Here is a 16356-nt window from a genome sequence, read left to right as displayed (position 1 = left end):
CGATGGTGGCGACGCCGCCGTCGCGTCAGGCAAGGCCCGCTATTTGGCCTTGGCCTCGTCGGCGGCCTTCAGCACCCGCAGCGCGTTGCCGCCCCAGAACTTGGCCAGGTCCTCCTGGGTGAAGCCCGCGGCGATCAGGCGCTCAGTGAGGGCCGGGTAGTCGGTGATGTCGGCGAAGCCCTCGATCCCGCCGCCGCCGTCGAAGTCGCCGGAGATGCCGATGTGGTCCTTCCCGGCGACCTGCGCCGCATGGAGGATGTGCGCCATCAGGTCGTCCATGTTGGCCTGCGGCGCGGGATATTTCGCGTCGATCGCCTTGCGGGCCTCGCGATAGGCGTCGCGCTTGTCCGCGGCCAGGGCGAGCGGATTGCCGTAGGTGCGGTTGAGCTCGGCCAGGGCGGCGCGGCGGGCCGGATTGTCCGGCGTGGTCTTCATGTAGCCGGTGAAGGCGTTGATCTGGATGACGCCGCCCTTGTCGGCCAGCTTGCGCAGCAGGCGGTCGGGAACGTTGCGCGGGTGATCGTAGACGGCCCGCACGCCCGAGTGGGAGAGGATGATCGGCGCCTTCGACAGGTCCAGCATCTGGTCCAGGACCTGGTCGGAAGCGTGGGACGCGTCGAGCAGCACGCCCAGCCGGTTGGCCTCGGCCACGAACTGCTTGCCCAGCGGGCTCAGGCCCCCATGGATCGGCCCCTTCGGGTCGGTCGCGGAGTCGGCCAGGGCGTTGTTGGCGAAATGGACCGGGCTCATCATCCGAACGCCCAGGTCGTAGAAGGTCTGCATCAGCGTCAGGTCATTCGCGACCGGCGCGCCGTTCTCCATGCTGATGAAGGCGAAGCGCTTGCCCGACTGGACGATCGGGGCTGCGTCCTCGGCCTTGGTCGCCAGGGTGAAGAGGTCGTCGTCGCGAGCGATCATCTCGTGGATCACCACGGCCCGCATCAGCGCGTGGTCGCGCGCCGCGTCGTTGCCCGCCTTGGTGTTCGGTCCCTGCGGCGTGAAGATCGCAAAGAAGCCGCCATCCACGCCGCCCTCGACCATCCGCGGATAGTCCACCTGGCTGCCGTCGATCACCTCGTGCCGCTGGCGGATGTCGAAGCCTTTCACCGCCATATTGGCCGGGGTGTCGAAGTGGGGGTCGAGGACGATCAGGTTCTCGTGGAGAATCTTCGTCTCGGGTTTCACCGCCGTGGACTGCGCCAGGGCCGGCGCGGCCGCCCCCGCCAGAAGGATCGCGAGCGGAACACCAAACTTGAGCAACGACGCCTCTCCCCGAAATGACAAGGCTCGAACCTTCAGCGTTTGGACCGCCCGCGCAAGCCTCAGTTGCGATCTATCCGCGCCGCATAGCAGCCACGGCCCGGATTGTGGGCATGCAGATAGGCGACCTGGGGATCGGCGAGCATTCGTTCGATGACGGGCGCTAGCTCCGCCCCCGGCGCCAGTTCGGCGGCGGTCATCATGCCCTGCTCGTCATAGGCGCGCAGGGCGATCAGCGCCCGGGCGGTGAGGCAGCCCGGAAGTTCGTCCACCGCCACCTTCGTCTGCGTCGCCCCTTCGCTCACGAAGATGGCGTGGCGGGAGCGATAGGGACTATCGAGGTCCAGATGCTCGTAGTTCAGTAGGATGAGCGTCTGGCCGGCGGGGGCGTCTTCCAGGGTGATGCGGCAGGGATAGCCGACCGGCGCGTCGGCGGTGACGCGGACCATGCCCCGCGCCGCCAGCTCGGCCTCGGACAGCCCGAACAGCGGGCGAAATTCGTCGACCGGCAGGCCGGTGATCTTGAAGGACATCGTTTTTCTCCGAGGTCTCTAGAGGGCGTCGTGAAAGATGACGCCCAGGGTGTGGCGTGCGCCCGAGCGCACCTGGCTGACCCCATGGCGCATGGTCACTCGGTAGGAGCCGCGCGTTCCGCGCACCGGCCGCTGGTTCACCGCGAACACCAGGCCGTTACCTTGGCGCAGCGGCGCGACCTCGACCCGCGACTGCATCCGCGGGCGCTGCTCGGTCAGCACGAACTCGCCGCCGGTGAAGTCGCGGCCGGGCTCCGACAGCAGGATCGCGACCTGCAACGGAAACACGTGCTCGCCATAGAGGTCCTGGTGCAGGCAGTTGAAGTCGCCGGCGCCGTACTGCAGCAGCAGGGGCGTGGGCCGCGTCTGGCCCGCTGCATGGCAGCGATCGAGAAACGCCTGATGCTGGGCGGGATAACGCGTCGCCAGCCCCATTTCGGCGTTCCAGCGGTTCGCGGTCTCGACCAGGCGCGGGTAGAGCCCGGTCCGCAGTTCCGAGATGGGCGAGGGCAGGGGATAGGCGAAATACTTGTACTCGCCGCGGCCAAAGCCATGCCGGCTCATCACCACCCGGCTGCGGAAGCCGGCCTCCTGGCCATAGAGCGCGGCGACCTCGCGGCAGGTCGCCGCGTCCAGCAGGCTGGGGAGCAGGGCGCAGCCTTGCTGGTCCAACTCGGCGAGGACGCCGCGCCAATCGAGGGCCGCGATCCTCGCTGCGGGATCGGCGGGAAGCGGGGCGTTCATGCCGCCGCCTCGCGCTCGAGCAGGGCGCGCTTGCGCTCGACGCCCCAGCGATAGCCCGACAGCGCCCCGTCGTTGCGCACTACGCGGTGGCAGGGGATCGCCACGGCCAGCGCGTTGGCCGCGCAGGCCTGGGCTACCGCGCGAACCGCGCCGGGCTTGCCGATGCGTTCGGCCACCTGGGCGTAGCTCGCCGTCTCCCCGGCCGGAATCTGCGCCAAAGCCTGCCAGACCCGCTGCTGAAAGGCCGTGCCGCGCACGTCCAGCGGCAGGTCGTGTCCCAGGCGCGGCTGTTCCACCAGGCCCACGACCTTGGCGACCAGGGCCTCGAAGGCCTCATCGCCGCCGATCAGTTCGGCCCGGTCGAAACGGTCCTGGAGGTCACGGACCAGCAGCTCCGGATCATCGCCCAGCAGGATTGCGCAGACGCCCTTGTCGGTCGCCGCCACCAGGATCGAGCCCAGCGAACATTCGCCGACGGCGAAGCGGATCGCCGCCCGCTCGCCGCCGGCCCGGAACCGCCGCGGGGCCATGCCCAGCACCTTCTCGGAGGCCTCATAGAACCGGCCGCCGGAATTGAAGCCGGCGTCGTAGATGGCCTGCGTCACCGTCCGGCTTTCCGGCAGCGCCCGCCGGACCCGCTCGGCGCGCTGGGCGCGGGCGTAGGCGGCCGGCGTCAGGCCGGTGGCGGCCTTGAACACCCGGTGGAAGTGGAACGGGCTCAGGCCCGCAGCGGCCGCGAGCTCGTCCAGGCTCGGGATCTCTTCGGCCTCGTCGATCAGGCGGCAGGCCCTGGCCACGGCCGCGGCGTTGCGGGCGGCCAGCGAAGCCTGGTCCGGCTTGCAGCGCTTGCAGGGTCGGAAACCGGCGGCCTCCGCCGCCGCTATGCTGTCGTGGAAGGCGACGTTCTCGCGCCGCGCCGGCCGGGCCGCGCAGTTGGGCCGGCAATAGACGCCGGTCGTGCGCACCGAATAGACGAAGGCGCCATCCGCCTCGCGGTCCTTGGCGGTCACCGCTGCCCAGCGTTCGGCTTCGGTCTCGAACAGGTTCTGCATCTCCAATGCTCCATCGTTCGTCATGGCCGATGGAATAGGCCGCCGCGCGCCTGCCGAAACTCCGCGCCTTGCTCTCAAATCCACACGGATCGGCCCGCCTGCAAGCGTCGCCGCACCGCCGGGTCCGGAAACCGCGATTTGCAGCGACCGGCGGTCACCCCTATATCGGGACCTCCCAAGAAGGAGGCTCACCGCAATGGATCGCGCAACGGACACCAGTCTCGTCCCGAACGCCAATCTGCCTGCGGTTTCCCATGTCTTCCTTCATCACGCTCGACGGCCTCTCCTTTCGGACGCCTGAAGGCGACAGCCTCTTCGACAACCTGACCCTCGCTTTCGGGGCCGAACGCACCGGCCTCGTGGGGCGCAACGGCGTGGGCAAGACCACGCTGATCCGACTGATGCTGGGCGAACTGGCGCCCTCCTCGGGCTCGGTCGCCACGCGCGGCCGCATCGGCGTCCTGCGCCAGGCCCTGGCCCCGGCGCCTGACGCCAGCCTCGCCGACCTGCTGGGCGCCTCAGAGGCTCTGGCGCGGCTTGCCCGCATCGAGGCGGGCGAGGGCGACGAGACCGACTTCGCCGAGGCCGACTGGACCTTGCCGGCCCGCCTGGACGAAGCCCTGGCCCAGGTGGGGCTCACCGGGATCGACCTTGATCGACCCGCGGCCTCGCTCAGCGGCGGCCAGGCGACCCGCGCAAGCCTGGCCGGGTTGTTGGCCGGCGAGCCGGACCTCATCCTGCTGGACGAGCCGACCAATAATCTCGACGCCGAGGCGCGGGCGATGATCGCCTCGGCGCTGGCGGCCTGGAAGGGCGGAGCGGTGGTGGTCAGCCACGACCGGTCGCTGCTGCGACCGATGGACCGGATCGTCGAGCTCAGCAGCCTGGGGGCAAAGGTCTACGGCGGCGGCTATGACCTCTATGTCGAGCGCAAGGCGCAGGAAGAGGCGGCGGCCGCCCGCGACCTCGACAACGCCGAGCGCCGCGTCGCCCAGGCCGCGCGCGACGCTCAGGCCGCTCGCGAGAAAAAGGCCCGCCGCGACGCCGCCGGCAAGCGCTTCGCCGCCAAGGGGACCGAGTCCCGCCTGTTCCTGGGCGGCCAGGCCGAGCGGGCGGAGAACTCCGGCGGGCGCGAGGGGCGCATCGCCGAGCGCCTGCAGGGAGAAGCCGTCGGCGATCTGGCCCAGGCCCAGGAGCGCGTCGAGCGCCTGCGCCGGCTGGACTTCGCCCTGCCGCCGTCGCGGCTGTCGGCCGGCAAGACGGTGCTGGCCTTCGAGGAGGTCGCTTTCGCCTATCCCGGCGAGCGGCCGGTGATCGAGCGGCTGTCCTTCCGGATGGTCGGTCCCGAGCGCGTCGCCGTCGTCGGCCCCAACGGGTCGGGCAAGACCACCCTGGTGAAGCTGGCGGCCGGCGAGCTGCAACCGACCGCCGGCCGTGTCGTTTCCGGCGCGCGCACGGCGCTGTTCGACCAGAAGACCGAGATGCTGTGGTCAGGCGAGACGCTGGTCGAGGCCTTCCGCCGGCTCAATCCCGACGCCGGCCGAAACGAGGCCCAGGCCGCCCTGGCCCGCTTCCTGTTCCGCAACACCGCGGCCGAGAAGCTGGTGGATGCTCTGAGCGGCGGGGAGCGCCTGCGCGCGGCGCTCGCCTGCACGCTGATGTCGGCGACGCCGCCTCAGCTCCTGGTCCTCGACGAGCCCACCAACCACCTGGACCTCGACTCGATCGCCGCGGTCGAGGCGGCCCTACGCGGCTATGACGGCGCGATCCTGGTGGTCAGCCATGATCCCGATTTCCTGGAAGCCATCGGCGTCGAGCGGAGGATTGCGTTCTAGCTATTCGGCCGGAACCTGGGCCGCCGTGGCCGAGCGCAGGGAGACCTGGGCCACCAAGAAACAGGTGATCGCGCAGGCGCCCATGGCCGCGATCATCGGTCCGGGCGTGCCGTCGGCGAACAGGCCCGCCAGGCCCATGACCGCCGAGCCGACCACCATCTGCAGCGAGCCCATAAGCGCCGAGGCGGCTCCGGCGATCTTGCCGTGGTGGTCCAGGGCCAGCACCGCGGTGGTCGGCGTCACCACGCCCAGGAAGGCGTAGGCGACCAGCAGAAAGGCGGTCATGACCTCCAGGCGCTCGATCCCGAGGGCGAACACGGCGACCAGCGCGGCCATGGTGACGGCGAGGCCCGTGGAGGCGACGCGGATGATGCCGGCCATGCCGAAGCGCCTCGCCAGCCAGCCGTTGAACTGCGCCGCGCCGAAGAACGACACGGCGTTCAGGCCGAAGAACAGGCTGTAGACGGTGGGCGAGAGCCCATAGTGCCCGATCAGCACGAAGGACGATCCCGCAAGGTAGACGAAGAAGGTCGACATGCCGAAGGCACCGGCGAAGGTCAGGCCCATGAAGGCCGGATCGGCCAGCAGGGTGCGGTAGCCCGTCAGGATGCCGGACCAGGAAGTCTCCGCCCGGTGCTCGGCGGGGCGAGTCTCCTGTAGCTGCAGCGCGGCCAGCAGCAGGCCGACTACGCCAGCGATGGTCACCGCCCAGAAGACCGAGCGCCAGCCGCCGACTGCGATCAAGGCGCTGCCGGCAAGCGGCGCCAGAATCGGGGAGATGCTGACCACCAGCATGAGCAGAGACATCAGCCGGGCCGCCTCGTGGCCGGTATGCAGATCGCGGACGATGGCGCGCGGCACCACCATCCCGGCGCAGGCGCCCACCGCCTGCAGCACGCGGAAGGCGATCAGCGTCTCCACCGTGGGCGCCAGGGCGCAGCCGATGCTGCCGGCGATGAACAGCGCAAGGCCCGCATAGATCGGCGGCTTGCGGCCGAACATGTCCGCCATCGGGCCATAGACCAACTGACAGACGCCCAGGGTGACGAAGAAGGCCGTCAGGCTCATCTGCACCGCCGAGGCGCTGGCGTTCAGCGTTTCGCCGATGGAGGGCAGGGCGGGCAGGTACATGTCGATGGCGAACGGACCCGCCGCCGTGATCAGCCCAAGCACCAGCGCCAGCCGTGCAAATCCGGTTTTCATCGCCTACGAGCCTCTGCTTTCGCTTCGGCCCGAACGGGCCAGCACCACCTTGCGCGGCCGCGTTGCGGCCGGGGCCGTCATGTGGCCCCGAGATCAAGACGCGCAAAGGGGGGCTCGGCCGACATCCCCGAAAAAATCTTCGCGGTTCAGGCGATCGCCACGGTGGCCACCAGCCCCTGCGAGGTCAGGTCGTCCACGATCGCCGAGACGCCGAGCCGGACCGGCAGGGCGCGGCCATCCTTGGCGATCAGGGTGGCGTCGAGCTGGGCCGGGCGAGCGGTTTCCATCACGCTTTCCAGCGCGTCGGCCAGTCCCGTCTGCTCGGTATGCTGCGCCAGGTCGGTGAGGCGCCGGACGGCCAACTCCTCATGGGTGAAGCCGACGAGGTCTGCGAAATCCCGGCCGATCCCGGTCAGCAGGCCGTGCATGTTCAGACGCAGGACCATCACCTTCGACAGCGCGCCCAGCGCCTCTTCCAGAGCCTTGCCCTCGTGCGCGGCCAGCCGCAGCTCATGCTCGGCCGTGCGATTCTGGATCAGCACCGCCAGTCCGCCCGGATAGGGAAACGCGTGCACCGAATATCTGTGTCTGCCGAACCCGTCGCCCGAGGCCTCGAACTCCTGCGCTTCGCGGGTCCTGAGCACCCGCTGCAGCCGTTCGCGCAGCACCGCGCTGGTGAAGGAAGGAAACAGATCCTCCCAGGTCCGCCCCAGCATCTGCGACGCGCTGAGGCCCATCATGGCCTCGAAGACGTGATTGACCGCGCTGATCCGCATCCGGTCGTCCAACGCCATGAACGCCTCGGCCATGTGATCGAGGACGGCCGCGTGACTGGTTTCCAATAAGCTGCCGCTTTGCGCGGGCGAGGCGCTGGAACTCCAGCTCGAATACATGTCAGCAGACACCAATACGACCCGTGGCCGTCCGTGGTGGGTGACGAGAACCGGCCCGCTCAGGGCTCGATCCTGCCATTGGCCGAAATTTCGGCTGATATCTCCGGCCGTGACGACCGCCGGCTCCCCAAAGCTGCTCATAGCTTTTCGAGCCCAATCAGATTACGTAAAATGCGTAATCTTCCCAATGGCTCGCCCCCAAAAGCTCAACTGTAATGAGCGTTATGGTTGAGGCGATTTCGCTTCGGCGCAAGCCTCGAGAAATGCGACGCGATAGATTTCGTGTTCAGAAAATCTCTGAAAAATGCGTATATTACGCGATTACCCTGCGGCAGGACCCGAGCTTTCAGCCTGGCGCCTAATTGACTTGCATTCTTAACTGCTCGCCGGCGTTTCGTTTTCACCTCACGCGGGCGAGGGCGCGTCCCACCCCCTCGGGATGAGACGCGCCGGCCGCTAGTGAGTCGCCTTCTTGACGACCCGGAAGACCCCGCTCGCCCGGGCGCAGGGCGCGCCGTCGGCGGTGACGAAGGCCTGGGCGAAGGCCAAGGTGGCGCCTGGCTTCATGAACACGGTGTCGAATTCCAGCCATTGGCCGACCTGCGCCGCGCTCAGGAAATCCAAGGCCAGGTTCACCGTGACGAGGCTGCTGCCCTGGCCCAGCCGGCGTGCGCAGGAAAGGCCCATGGCGTTATCGACCAGGGCGCTGATCAGGCCGCCGTGGACGAAGCCGCGGCTGTTGGTGTGGGCCGCGTCCGCGACCAGGCCCAGCACCACCACGTCCTCCGTCTGGCGGCTGTAGATCGGCTCCCACGGATCCGTCACCGGGCTGTGGCGGAAGTGCCGCGAGAAGCCGGGAGGGATGGGGACCGTTTCCTGCATCATTCGGCGCCTCACGCCGCCGCGGCGAGCTTGGCGAGGCTCGCCAGGGTGCGAGCGCAGGCGTGCGCGGCCTCCGCCCCCTTCACCAGGAAATGCTCGCGGAAGAAGCCCTGATGGACGTCATGCTCATGGAAATGGTGCGGCGTCAGCACGACCGAAAACACCGGCACCTCGGTGGTGAGCTGGACCTGCATCAGGCCGGAGATCACCGACGAGGCGACGAAGTCGTGGCGATAGATGCCGCCGTCGACCACGAAGCCGGCCGCGACGATCGCGGCGTAGCGGCCGGTCTTGGCCAGGGTCTGGGCGTGCAGCGGAATCTCGAAGGCGCCGGGGACTTCGAAACGATCGATGGAGTTCTCGGAGAAGCCGAGGTCGGCGATCTCCTTGATGAAGCCCTGATAGGCGTTGTCGACGATCTCGCTATGCCAGGCGGACTGGACGAACGCGATCCGCGCCAGGCGATAGGCGCCGCTCGCGGTGGGGACTTCAAAGTGCGTGACAAGTTGGGTCATGGTCAGATCCCTGAGTTGGGCAAAACCACGACTCAGGGAGACGCTAAGCCTCGGCCAGCGGCCCCGTGCGCCCGAAGGCGCTCAAGGACTGGCCGTCGCCAGCGGTTCTCATAACCGGACTCTAACCGTCGGCCCCGGAATCTCACCGGAATCTGCTGTCCCCGACGAACCTATCGGCCATCGGGCGCCCGCGGGCTTGTGCGGCCAAGGCCGCCATCACCGCCGGTGGGGACTTTCACCCCGCCCTGAGAACGCGGTCGTCGGAACAGCCCGACGACATCTCAAGGCTAGTCCCATGACCTGGGGTCAAACAAGCGTTTAGTTGTTCCCTGCCGCATGAAGGACGGGGCCATGGCAACTGAAGCCTGCTCCAGGTTGGCCAAAGATCGGGCGACTGGACGCAAGCCATATGCGATAGCCCTCCCCATGGGGAAGGGCTTCAGGCTCGCTTGTTGAGCGTGATGGCCGTGGCCGAAGGCTGGGGGGCGGCGACGCCGCCGCGGCCGTAGCCGGCGCCGCTCTGGCGCTGGGCGGCGACCTCTTCGGCGATGGCGCGGACCAGCCCCTCAGAGACGGTCTTGGCGGCGTCCAGGGCGCGGCCCTGGCGGGCCAGCACGGCGTCGAACGCCTCGGTCGCCCGGATCAGGCGGGTGCGCTGCTCCAGCGGCGCGCCGGAGACCAGCGCCGGATTGGCCCGCACCCGCGCCGACTCGTGCCGGTAGATGTTGGCCAGCTTGGAGGTTTCTTCGAGGTTCTGGCCGACGTCCTGCGGCCGGCGCTGTTCGAAGGCCTGCGCGTCCTGGGCCACCAGCTCGGTGAGGCGCTCGGTCAGCAGGATCAGCTGTTCGACCCGGTCGGCCGCGTCGGTGGCGGAAATCGCCATGGGAACTCTCCTAGCTCAGGCCCTGAAGTTTCAGCATTTCCTTTGCGACGCGGTTGGACAGGCCGACCCCGCCGTTCCTGACCATCTGCTTGGCCATGGCGTCGCTCAGGAAGGATTTGAACGCCTGCTCGCCGACGCCGCCGTTGAACGGGGCCTCGGCGCCGACGTCCTTGAACATCTCGCCCAGCATCACCGAAAGGAACGAGGCCTCGAAGTCCTGGGCGGTCTTGGCGATCTGGCCGCGCTTGGCCAGTTCTTCGGCGCTCGGCGCCGTCGGCTGGGCGGCGGGAAGGGGCAGGGCGGAAGGGGCGGCCAGGTCCATCACATCACCTCGATGTCGGCCTGCAGCGCGCCGGCCGCCTTGATGGTCTGCAGGATCGAGATCATGTCCCGCGGCGTGACGCCCAGGGCGTTCAGCCCGGCGACCAGGCTCGAGAGCGAAGCGCCGTCGCGGAGGGTGATGAGCTTCTTGCCCTTTTCCTCGTCCACCTGGACATCCGACTGCGGAACCACCGTGGTCCGGCCCTGGCTGAAGGGCGCCGGCTGGCTGACCGCAGGCGATTCCCGCACGGTGATCGTCAGGTTGCCTTGAGCGATGGCGACAGTGGATATCCGCACGTTCTCGCCCATCACCACCACGCCGGCGACCTCGTCGATGACCACCTTGGCCGGGGCGTCGGTGTCGACGCTCAGGTTCTCGACCTGGGACATGAAGGAGACCAGGTCCTGGCCGCCCGGCGGGCGCAGGGTGACGATGGTCGGGTTGTCCGCCCGCGCCGTGCCGGGGAAGCGGCCGTTCACCGCCTCGGCGATCTTGCGCGCCGTGCTGAAGTCCGGATTGCGCAGGGTCATCCTCAGTTCGCTCATGCTGGCGAGCTGGAAGCCGACCTCGCGCTCGACGATCGCGCCGCCGGCGATGCGGCCAGCGGTCGGCACGCCCTTGGAGACCGACGTACCCGAGGCGCCGGTGGCCGAGATCGACCCGGTCTGCACCGTGCCTTGGCTGATGGCGTAGGCCTGGCCGTCGGCGCCCATGAGCGGGGTGACCAGCAGGGTGCCGCCCTGCAGGCTCTTGGCGTCGCCCATGGCCGAGACCGAGGCGTCAATCGGCGAACCGGCCGCGGCGAAGGCGGGCAGGCGGGCGGTGACCATGACGGCGGCCACGTTCTTGGTGTTGAGGTTGGCGTCGCGGGTGTTGACCCCCAGCCGCTCCAGCATCGCTTCCAGGCTCTGGCGGGTGAAGGCGGCGTTGCGCAGCGAGTCGCCGGTGCCGTTCAGGCCGACCACCAGGCCATAGCCGACCAGCATGTTGTCGCGCACGCCCTCGAACTCGACGATGTCCTTGATGCGCGACTTGGCGAAGCTCGGCCCGGCGGCGAGGGCGGCGGCCAGGAAGGCGGCGCTGAAGAGGCGGATTGAACGGCGCATGGAAACCCCGGCGCAGACGACTGGAACAAGCTCGCCTCGCCTATGCGATAGGCGTGCCAGTCTGTAAGCTGAATAAAAACAATGCGATGTGCGTCGGCATGGGGGTGGGGGAGGCTGCCTGGCGGCAGAAATTGCCCGGCATTAACCATACCCTAAGCGTGACTAGGGAAATTCAGGTCGAAGCGTGATAGAGGGCCTTTCATGAAGGTCAGCGGTACAAGCGGCGTCGGTTCGACCGGCGGCTCCGGCAAGGCCAGACCGGCGGGCGGCGACGGGTTCCACCTGAACCAGGCCCCGGCGGCGGCGGGCGCGGCCCAGGTCGCACGCGCGGCGGGCGTCGCGGGCGTCATGAGCGTCGATGCGATCCTGGCGCTCCAGGACATCGGCGGGCCGCTGGAACGCAAGCGCCGGGCGGTCAGCCGGGCGGGCCGGATTCTCGATGTTCTCGAAGACGTGAAGATCGCCCTTCTTTCGGGCGAGGTGTCGCTTAACGATCTACAGCGCCTGCAACAGGCAGTTCACGATGAACGCCTAAGCACCGATGACGAGCGCCTGGAAAGCGTGTTGAACGAGATTGAAACGCGTGCCGCCGTGGAACTTGCTAAACTCGAACGTGCGAATCGTGCGGCTTAACCGCCCGCGAAGAGCGAGGTTCGTTGAAAGCGGATTTACTTTTGGTATAAGCGCCCCGGCGTGTGTCGGGGAACGTACCGAGGGGGCTTGAGGCGTCTATGAGCACGGCCACTATGTTGGCGGAAAAGCCAGAATATCGTCCTTCCGAGGACGAGGAGTTCATGAACGAGCGTCAGCTCGAGTACTTCAAGCAAAAGCTCTTGAACTGGAAAGAGGACATTTTGCGGGAGTCCCGCGAAACCCTCGCCCATCTTCAGAGCGAAACCGAAAACCATCCTGACCTGGCAGACAGGGCGACGTCGGAAACCGACCGAGCTCTTGAGCTCCGCACTCGGGATCGCCAGCGCAAGTTGATTTCCAAGATCGACGAAGCGCTGCGCCGGATCGAGGACGGCTCTTACGGCTACTGCGAGGATACGGGCGAGCCGATCGGCGTCGCTCGCCTGGAGGCTCGTCCGATCGCGACGCTGAGCCTCGAGGCCCAGGAGCGGCACGAACGCAAAGAGCGCGTTCACCGCGACGACTAGAATTCAGAGCGCGTTCCGCAAAAGTGGAACCCGGTTTTGCGGAGCGCGCTCAACTCTTTGAATCTAGAGCACGTTTCAAGATCGCATAGTGCCCTGCTGCTGACCGATGCCGAGCGCGAGCATCTGTTCCTGATCGGGCTCGGGCGCCCGGCGATCCGCGACCGTGCGAGCGATGGCGTCACGCCTCGTCTCCAGCGGCTGCTGGACACCCTGGAATGCAGCCGGCCCTGGCGAGGACGGCGACATGGGATGTCGTGGCCTGGAACAGGGCGGCTGCCGCCGCGCTATTCGACTATGGCGCGCTTCCGCCGGAGCGCCGGAACATCCTGTGCGTCATCTTCGGCGATGGTCGTCTACAATCCTGCGACCTTGGACGATGCGACGCGGATCCGCGCGCGTCTGGAAACCCTGGACGCGGCTGCCGTCCCGGCCTGACCTCCTTGTAATAGCCTAGCCCTCTGGCTCCCGTCGCCGACCGACGCTACATCACAGGCCATGACCCAACGCCTTGTGATCGCCGCCGTCCAAGCCAATCCGACCGTGGGCGCCATCGCCCACAATGAAGCTCTAGCCAGGAAGCATATCGGGCAGGCCAAGGCGGCCGGCGTCGATCTCGCGGTGTTCTCCGAGCTCTTCATCAACGGCTATCCGCCGGAGGACCTGGCGATGAAGCCGGCCTTCTGGGCGGCGGGCAAGGCGGCGGTCGAGCGCCTGGCCCTGGAGACCAAGGATGGGCCCGCCGCCCTGGTCGGGGTGATCTGGCCCAACGCCGACCCCAAGAAGCGCCCTTACAACGGCCTGGCGTTCCTGGCCGAGGGCGAGGTCAAGGGCGTGGCCTTCAAGGCCGACCTGCCCAACTACGGGGTCTTCGACGAAAAGCGCGTCTTCGAGCCGGGCGTCGAACCGCGGGTCTTCGAACTGAAGGGCGTGCGCCTGGGCGTTCCGATCTGCGAGGACATCTGGTCCGCCGCCGTCTGCGCCGACCTCGCCGCCAAAGGCGCGGAAATCCTGCTGGTCCCCAATGGCTCGCCCTTCCGCCGCACCGCCGACGACGAACGGATGGCTGTCTCCAAGGCTAGGGTCGCCGAGACCGGCCTGCCGCTGCTCTACGTCAACGAGGTCGGCGGCCAGGACGAGCTGGTCTTCGATGGCGGCTCCTTCGCCCTCTCGGCCGCCGGCGAGGTGGTCATGCGCCTGCCGATGTTCGAGGAAGGCTTCGCCCTGACCGTCTGGGAGAAGGGCGCCGGCGGCTGGGCTTGCCGTGAGGCGCCGATGGCTGACTGGCCGACCGGGCCGGAGGAGATCTATCGCGCCATGGTCCTTGGCCTGCGCGACTATGTGAACAAGTCCGGCTTCCCCGGCGTGCTTCTGGGTCTGTCCGGCGGGGTCGACTCCGCCATCAGCGCCGTGGTCGCCGCCGACGCCCTCGGCCCCGACCGCGTCCGCTGCTTCATGCTGCCCTCGCGCTACACCAGCACCGAGAGCCTGGAGGACGCCGCCGATTGCGCCACCCGCCTGGGCGTGCGGCTGGACGAGATCTCCATCGCCCCGGCTATCGACGCCTTCGCCCAGATGCTGACCCCGCATTTCGAGAACAAGGCGCCGGACCTGACGGAAGAGAACATCCAGGCCCGGGCGCGGGGCCTCTCGCTCATGGCCCTTTCCAACAAGCTCGGCCACATGCTGCTCACCACCGGCAACAAGTCCGAGATGGCGGTCGGCTACGCCACCCTCTACGGCGACATGTGCGGCGGCTACAACGTGATCAAGGACGTCTACAAGACCGAGGTCTACGCCGTCTGCGACTGGCGCAACGCGAACGATCCCTTCGGCGTCGCCGCCAGCCCGATCCCCGAGCGCATCATCACAAAGGCCCCCTCGGCCGAGCTGCGCCCCGACCAGAAGGATCAGGACAGCCTGCCGGAGTACGCCGAGCTCGACGCCATCCTTCACGGCCTGGTGGAGGAGGAGGCGACCCTCGACGAGATCGTCGCCCGCGGCTTCGCCCCCGAGATCGTCGAGAAGGTCCAGCGCCTGCTCTACAGCTCCGAATACAAGCGCCGCCAGGCCGCCCCCGGCGTGAAGATCGGTCCGCGCGCCTTCGGCCGCGACCGCCGCTATCCCATCGTCAACGGCTTCCGCGACGCGGTGACCACCTCGTGAGCCGCGCCCCGGTCCTGCAGACCGACCGCCTGACCCTGCGCGGCCAGCAGGCCTCCGACTTCGAGGCTTTCGCCGCCATGTGGGGCTATCCGGACGTGACCCGCTTCATCGGCGGCAAGCCGGCCACCCGCGAGGAGGCCTGGAACCGCCTGCTGCGCAATATCGGCCACTGGGAGGAGATGGGCTTCGGCCCCTGGATGGTCTGCGACCGCCAGACCGGCCAACTCCTCGGCGACGTCGGCTTCTGCAACTTTCAGCGCAGCATGGACCCGCCCTTCGGCGACACGCCGGAGATCGGCTGGGTGATGTCCCCCGCGGCCCACGGCAAGGGCCTGGCCGGGGAGGCCGTCGCCGCGGCCCTTGCCTGGGCCGACGCGAACTTCGAAGGCCCCCGCACGGTCTGCATCATCAACCCCGCCAACACCCCCTCCATGCGCCTGGCCGCCCGCATGGGCTTCAAGGAATTCGCCCGCGCGCAGTACCATGGCGAGATCGTCCAACTGGAGCGGTGGCGCGCCTAGCGTTGTAAGGCGCAGCTTGCATATGCCACCCTCCGCCTAAGCGGAGGCTTGGCTGGCGTCGAACGCGGCCCTTTCCTCAGGCCTCTGGACAGAAAGGGAGGCCTGGCAGCCGTGACGACCCCGCATGATTTCCACACGCCCAAGTCCGGCTACTCCAAGGAAGACCTGATCCGGTCCGGCCTTGGCGGTTATTTCGGCCCCGGCAATGCGCAACTGCCTGCGCCGCCGATGCTGATGATGGACAGGATCGTCGAGATCGGCCTCGACGGAGGCGAGTTCGGCAAGGGCCGGGTGGTGGCCGAACTGGATATCAATCCGGATCTCTGGTTCTTCGCCTGCCATTTCGTGGGCGATCCGGTGATGCCTGGGTGCCTCGGCCTCGACGCAATGTGGCAGGTCATCGGCTACTGGCTCGGCTGGTCCGGTTCGCCGGGCAAGGGCCGCGCCCTGGGCGTGGGCGAGGTCAGGTTCCGCGGGGACGTCACGCCGCGCACGAAGCTCGTCCGTTATGAGGTCAGCCTCAAGCAGGTGCGCCGCGGCCGGCTCGCCCTGGCGGTGGCGAATGGCCAGATGTTCGCCGACGGCGTCGCGATCTACGCAGCGAGCGACCTCCGCGTCGGAATGATCCAGCCCGTTGAAGACTAGGACAGGGGCGATCCAAACCCCTAGGTCAGCTCCGCCACGTCCGGGGCGGCGTCCGGCCCGGCTCGCACGGCCTCGTGCAGGGCCGGGACGATCTCTTCGATCGTGTCCACGGCCGTCCAGCTATGCATGAAGCTGGGTGGGGTCAGGTGTTCGTCCACCGTGTGCTGGAAGAGCTTGAACAGCGGCTCCCAGAAGCCGTCGGGGCTGTAGAACACCACCGGCTTGCCATGCAGGTTCAGCCGCCGCCAGGACAGCAGCTCCACCACCTCTTCCAGGGTGCCGATGCCGCCGGGCAGCACGACGAAGCCGTCCGAGCGCTCGAACATCATCATCTTGCGCTCGTGCATGGACGAGACGACCACCGTCTCCACCACGTCCAGGCGGCGTTCCTGTTCCTTCAGGAAATGCGGGATGATCCCCAGCACCTTGCCGCCGGCCTCATTGGCGGCGCGCGCGCAAGCGCCCATCAGGCCGACGCCGCCTCCGCCATAGACCAGCTCCAGCTTCGCCGCCGCCAGGGCGCGGCCCAGCTCGGCCGCCGCATCCAGCAGGGCCGGGGCCGCCGCATCGGAAGAACCGCAGAAGACACAGACCGAATCGAGGCGGTCGGGCGCATCGCCCATGCAGCAGAGCTCCAGG

The 16356-nt window shown here is 68.2% G+C and carries 19 protein-coding genes and 1 riboswitch; of the genes, 7 read left to right on the top strand and 12 right to left on the bottom strand.

Translation table 11 applies throughout. The features are described 5' to 3' along the window. Nucleotides 1-39 precede the first annotated feature (39 nt). The 4 genes from ABID41_RS00490 to ada all read right to left on the bottom strand — a co-directional run bounded on the left by ABID41_RS00490 (nucleotide 40) and on the right by ada (nucleotide 3589). The gene (locus tag ABID41_RS00490) at nucleotides 40-1260 is read right to left on the bottom strand and encodes a dipeptidase (protein ID WP_331929915.1); all 1221 of its coding nucleotides are present in this window, start codon (nucleotides 1258-1260) and stop codon (nucleotides 40-42) included. Between the two features lie 62 nt (nucleotides 1261-1322). Continuing rightward, on the bottom strand, nucleotides 1323-1793 hold the full coding sequence (locus tag ABID41_RS00485; RefSeq protein WP_331929917.1) for a DUF1203 domain-containing protein: 471 nt from the start codon (nucleotides 1791-1793) through the stop codon (nucleotides 1323-1325). An 18-nt stretch (nucleotides 1794-1811) separates the two neighbouring features. After that, entirely contained in the window at nucleotides 1812-2537 is a 726-nt protein-coding gene (locus ABID41_RS00480; RefSeq protein WP_331929919.1) for a 2OG-Fe(II) oxygenase, read from the bottom strand. After that, a complete protein-coding gene (ada, locus tag ABID41_RS00475; RefSeq protein WP_354296943.1) occupies nucleotides 2534-3589 on the bottom strand; it encodes a bifunctional DNA-binding transcriptional regulator/O6-methylguanine-DNA methyltransferase Ada in 1056 nt (351 codons plus the stop codon). Before ada ends, ABID41_RS00480 begins: the two co-directional genes overlap by 4 nt. A gap of 254 nt (nucleotides 3590-3843) precedes the next feature. Between ada and ABID41_RS00470 the strand changes: the two genes are divergently transcribed. Then, on the top strand, nucleotides 3844-5424 hold the full coding sequence (locus ABID41_RS00470) for an ABC-F family ATP-binding cassette domain-containing protein (protein WP_354296941.1): 1581 nt from the start codon (nucleotides 3844-3846) through the stop codon (nucleotides 5422-5424). Here ABID41_RS00470 and ABID41_RS00465 read toward each other — a convergent pair whose 3' ends face one another. The 7 genes from ABID41_RS00465 to ABID41_RS00435 all read right to left on the bottom strand — a co-directional run bounded on the left by ABID41_RS00465 (nucleotide 5425) and on the right by ABID41_RS00435 (nucleotide 11228). Then, complete coding sequence (locus tag ABID41_RS00465) at nucleotides 5425-6627, bottom strand: multidrug effflux MFS transporter (RefSeq protein ID WP_331932936.1); 1203 nt, start codon at nucleotides 6625-6627, stop codon at nucleotides 5425-5427. A 146-nt stretch (nucleotides 6628-6773) separates the two neighbouring features. Then, nucleotides 6774-7661, bottom strand: a complete 888-nt coding sequence (locus ABID41_RS00460) for a type II toxin-antitoxin system prevent-host-death family antitoxin (protein ID WP_331932937.1) — start codon at nucleotides 7659-7661, stop codon at nucleotides 6774-6776. Nucleotides 7662-7976: 315 nt separating this feature from the next. Further along, complete coding sequence (locus ABID41_RS00455; protein ID WP_354296938.1) at nucleotides 7977-8405, bottom strand: PaaI family thioesterase; 429 nt, start codon at nucleotides 8403-8405, stop codon at nucleotides 7977-7979. A gap of 8 nt (nucleotides 8406-8413) precedes the next feature. Next, nucleotides 8414-8917, bottom strand: a complete 504-nt coding sequence (locus ABID41_RS00450) for a 6,7-dimethyl-8-ribityllumazine synthase (protein WP_331932939.1) — start codon at nucleotides 8915-8917, stop codon at nucleotides 8414-8416. A 99-nt stretch (nucleotides 8918-9016) separates the two neighbouring features. After that, a riboswitch (FMN riboswitch) is annotated at nucleotides 9017-9174 on the bottom strand. A 182-nt stretch (nucleotides 9175-9356) separates the two neighbouring features. Beyond that, nucleotides 9357-9800 carry a flagellar basal body protein gene (locus tag ABID41_RS00445; RefSeq protein WP_354296936.1) on the bottom strand — a complete coding sequence of 148 codons (444 nt, stop codon included), beginning with the start codon at nucleotides 9798-9800 and terminating at the stop codon, nucleotides 9357-9359. 10 nt (nucleotides 9801-9810) lie between these two features. Beyond that, the gene (locus ABID41_RS00440) at nucleotides 9811-10122 is read right to left on the bottom strand and encodes a rod-binding protein (RefSeq protein ID WP_331929540.1); all 312 of its coding nucleotides are present in this window, start codon (nucleotides 10120-10122) and stop codon (nucleotides 9811-9813) included. Next, nucleotides 10122-11228, bottom strand: coding sequence for a flagellar basal body P-ring protein FlgI (locus tag ABID41_RS00435; RefSeq protein WP_331929538.1), 1107 nt, complete (start codon nucleotides 11226-11228; stop codon nucleotides 10122-10124). Before ABID41_RS00435 ends, ABID41_RS00440 begins: the two co-directional genes overlap by 1 nt. A gap of 201 nt (nucleotides 11229-11429) precedes the next feature. On the opposite strand from ABID41_RS00435, the gene fliX reads away from it, so the two are divergent. The 6 genes from fliX (at nucleotide 11430) to fabA (ending at nucleotide 15717) form a co-directional block, all read left to right on the top strand. Beyond that, on the top strand, nucleotides 11430-11861 hold the full coding sequence (fliX, locus tag ABID41_RS00430) for a flagellar assembly regulator FliX (protein ID WP_354296932.1): 432 nt from the start codon (nucleotides 11430-11432) through the stop codon (nucleotides 11859-11861). A 98-nt stretch (nucleotides 11862-11959) separates the two neighbouring features. Further along, nucleotides 11960-12388, top strand: a complete 429-nt coding sequence (dksA, locus tag ABID41_RS00425) for an RNA polymerase-binding protein DksA (protein ID WP_331930528.1) — start codon at nucleotides 11960-11962, stop codon at nucleotides 12386-12388. Between the two features lie 215 nt (nucleotides 12389-12603). Further along, the gene (locus ABID41_RS00420; RefSeq protein WP_354296930.1) at nucleotides 12604-12834 is read left to right on the top strand and encodes an MmyB family transcriptional regulator; all 231 of its coding nucleotides are present in this window, start codon (nucleotides 12604-12606) and stop codon (nucleotides 12832-12834) included. 49 nt (nucleotides 12835-12883) lie between these two features. Continuing rightward, nucleotides 12884-14551 carry an NAD+ synthase gene (locus tag ABID41_RS00415; RefSeq protein ID WP_331930532.1) on the top strand — a complete coding sequence of 556 codons (1668 nt, stop codon included), beginning with the start codon at nucleotides 12884-12886 and terminating at the stop codon, nucleotides 14549-14551. Beyond that, nucleotides 14548-15072 (top strand): GNAT family N-acetyltransferase, encoded by a 525-nt coding sequence (locus tag ABID41_RS00410; RefSeq protein WP_331930534.1) that lies wholly within the window; start codon nucleotides 14548-14550, stop codon nucleotides 15070-15072. The genes ABID41_RS00415 and ABID41_RS00410 overlap by 4 nt, the downstream gene beginning before the upstream one ends. 111 nt (nucleotides 15073-15183) lie before the next feature. Further along, nucleotides 15184-15717 (top strand): bifunctional 3-hydroxydecanoyl-ACP dehydratase/trans-2-decenoyl-ACP isomerase, encoded by a 534-nt coding sequence (fabA, locus tag ABID41_RS00405; RefSeq protein WP_331930536.1) that lies wholly within the window; start codon nucleotides 15184-15186, stop codon nucleotides 15715-15717. Between the two features lie 20 nt (nucleotides 15718-15737). Here the strand turns inward: fabA and ABID41_RS00400 are convergent, their stop codons facing one another. Beyond that, nucleotides 15738-16340, bottom strand: a complete 603-nt coding sequence (locus tag ABID41_RS00400; RefSeq protein ID WP_331930538.1) for an LOG family protein — start codon at nucleotides 16338-16340, stop codon at nucleotides 15738-15740. Nucleotides 16341-16356: the final 16 nt, after the last annotated feature.

Source organism: Phenylobacterium koreense (assembly GCF_040545335.1).
GTDB lineage: Bacteria > Pseudomonadota > Alphaproteobacteria > Caulobacterales > Caulobacteraceae > Phenylobacterium > Phenylobacterium koreense.
Note: the sequence above shows the minus strand (reverse complement) of the source record. Positions and strands in the feature narration are given on the sequence as shown.

What these genes read in the sequence shown, in the direction of transcription:
- ABID41_RS00415 (WP_331930532.1), top strand. Translation starts at nt 12,884, where the DNA reads ATGACCCAACGCCTTGTGATCGCCGCCGTCCAAGCCAATCCGACCGTG.
- ABID41_RS00440 (WP_331929540.1), bottom strand. Translation starts at nt 10,122, where the DNA reads ATGGACCTGGCCGCCCCTTCCGCCCTGCCCCTTCCCGCCGCCCAGCCG.
- fliX (WP_354296932.1), top strand. Translation starts at nt 11,430, where the DNA reads ATGAAGGTCAGCGGTACAAGCGGCGTCGGTTCGACCGGCGGCTCCGGC.
- ABID41_RS00480 (WP_331929919.1), bottom strand. Translation starts at nt 2,537, where the DNA reads ATGAACGCCCCGCTTCCCGCCGATCCCGCAGCGAGGATCGCGGCCCTC.
- ABID41_RS00435 (WP_331929538.1), bottom strand. Translation starts at nt 11,228, where the DNA reads ATGCGCCGTTCAATCCGCCTCTTCAGCGCCGCCTTCCTGGCCGCCGCC.
- ABID41_RS00455 (WP_354296938.1), bottom strand. Translation starts at nt 8,405, where the DNA reads ATGATGCAGGAAACGGTCCCCATCCCTCCCGGCTTCTCGCGGCACTTC.
- dksA (WP_331930528.1), top strand. Translation starts at nt 11,960, where the DNA reads ATGAGCACGGCCACTATGTTGGCGGAAAAGCCAGAATATCGTCCTTCC.
- ada (WP_354296943.1), bottom strand. Translation starts at nt 3,589, where the DNA reads ATGCAGAACCTGTTCGAGACCGAAGCCGAACGCTGGGCAGCGGTGACC.
- ABID41_RS00470 (WP_354296941.1), top strand. Translation starts at nt 3,844, where the DNA reads ATGTCTTCCTTCATCACGCTCGACGGCCTCTCCTTTCGGACGCCTGAA.
- ABID41_RS00450 (WP_331932939.1), bottom strand. Translation starts at nt 8,917, where the DNA reads ATGACCCAACTTGTCACGCACTTTGAAGTCCCCACCGCGAGCGGCGCC.
- ABID41_RS00485 (WP_331929917.1), bottom strand. Translation starts at nt 1,793, where the DNA reads ATGTCCTTCAAGATCACCGGCCTGCCGGTCGACGAATTTCGCCCGCTG.
- ABID41_RS00445 (WP_354296936.1), bottom strand. Translation starts at nt 9,800, where the DNA reads ATGGCGATTTCCGCCACCGACGCGGCCGACCGGGTCGAACAGCTGATC.
- ABID41_RS00465 (WP_331932936.1), bottom strand. Translation starts at nt 6,627, where the DNA reads ATGAAAACCGGATTTGCACGGCTGGCGCTGGTGCTTGGGCTGATCACG.
- ABID41_RS00400 (WP_331930538.1), bottom strand. Translation starts at nt 16,340, where the DNA reads ATGGGCGATGCGCCCGACCGCCTCGATTCGGTCTGTGTCTTCTGCGGT.
- ABID41_RS00420 (WP_354296930.1), top strand. Translation starts at nt 12,604, where the DNA reads ATGCAGCCGGCCCTGGCGAGGACGGCGACATGGGATGTCGTGGCCTGG.
- ABID41_RS00460 (WP_331932937.1), bottom strand. Translation starts at nt 7,661, where the DNA reads ATGAGCAGCTTTGGGGAGCCGGCGGTCGTCACGGCCGGAGATATCAGC.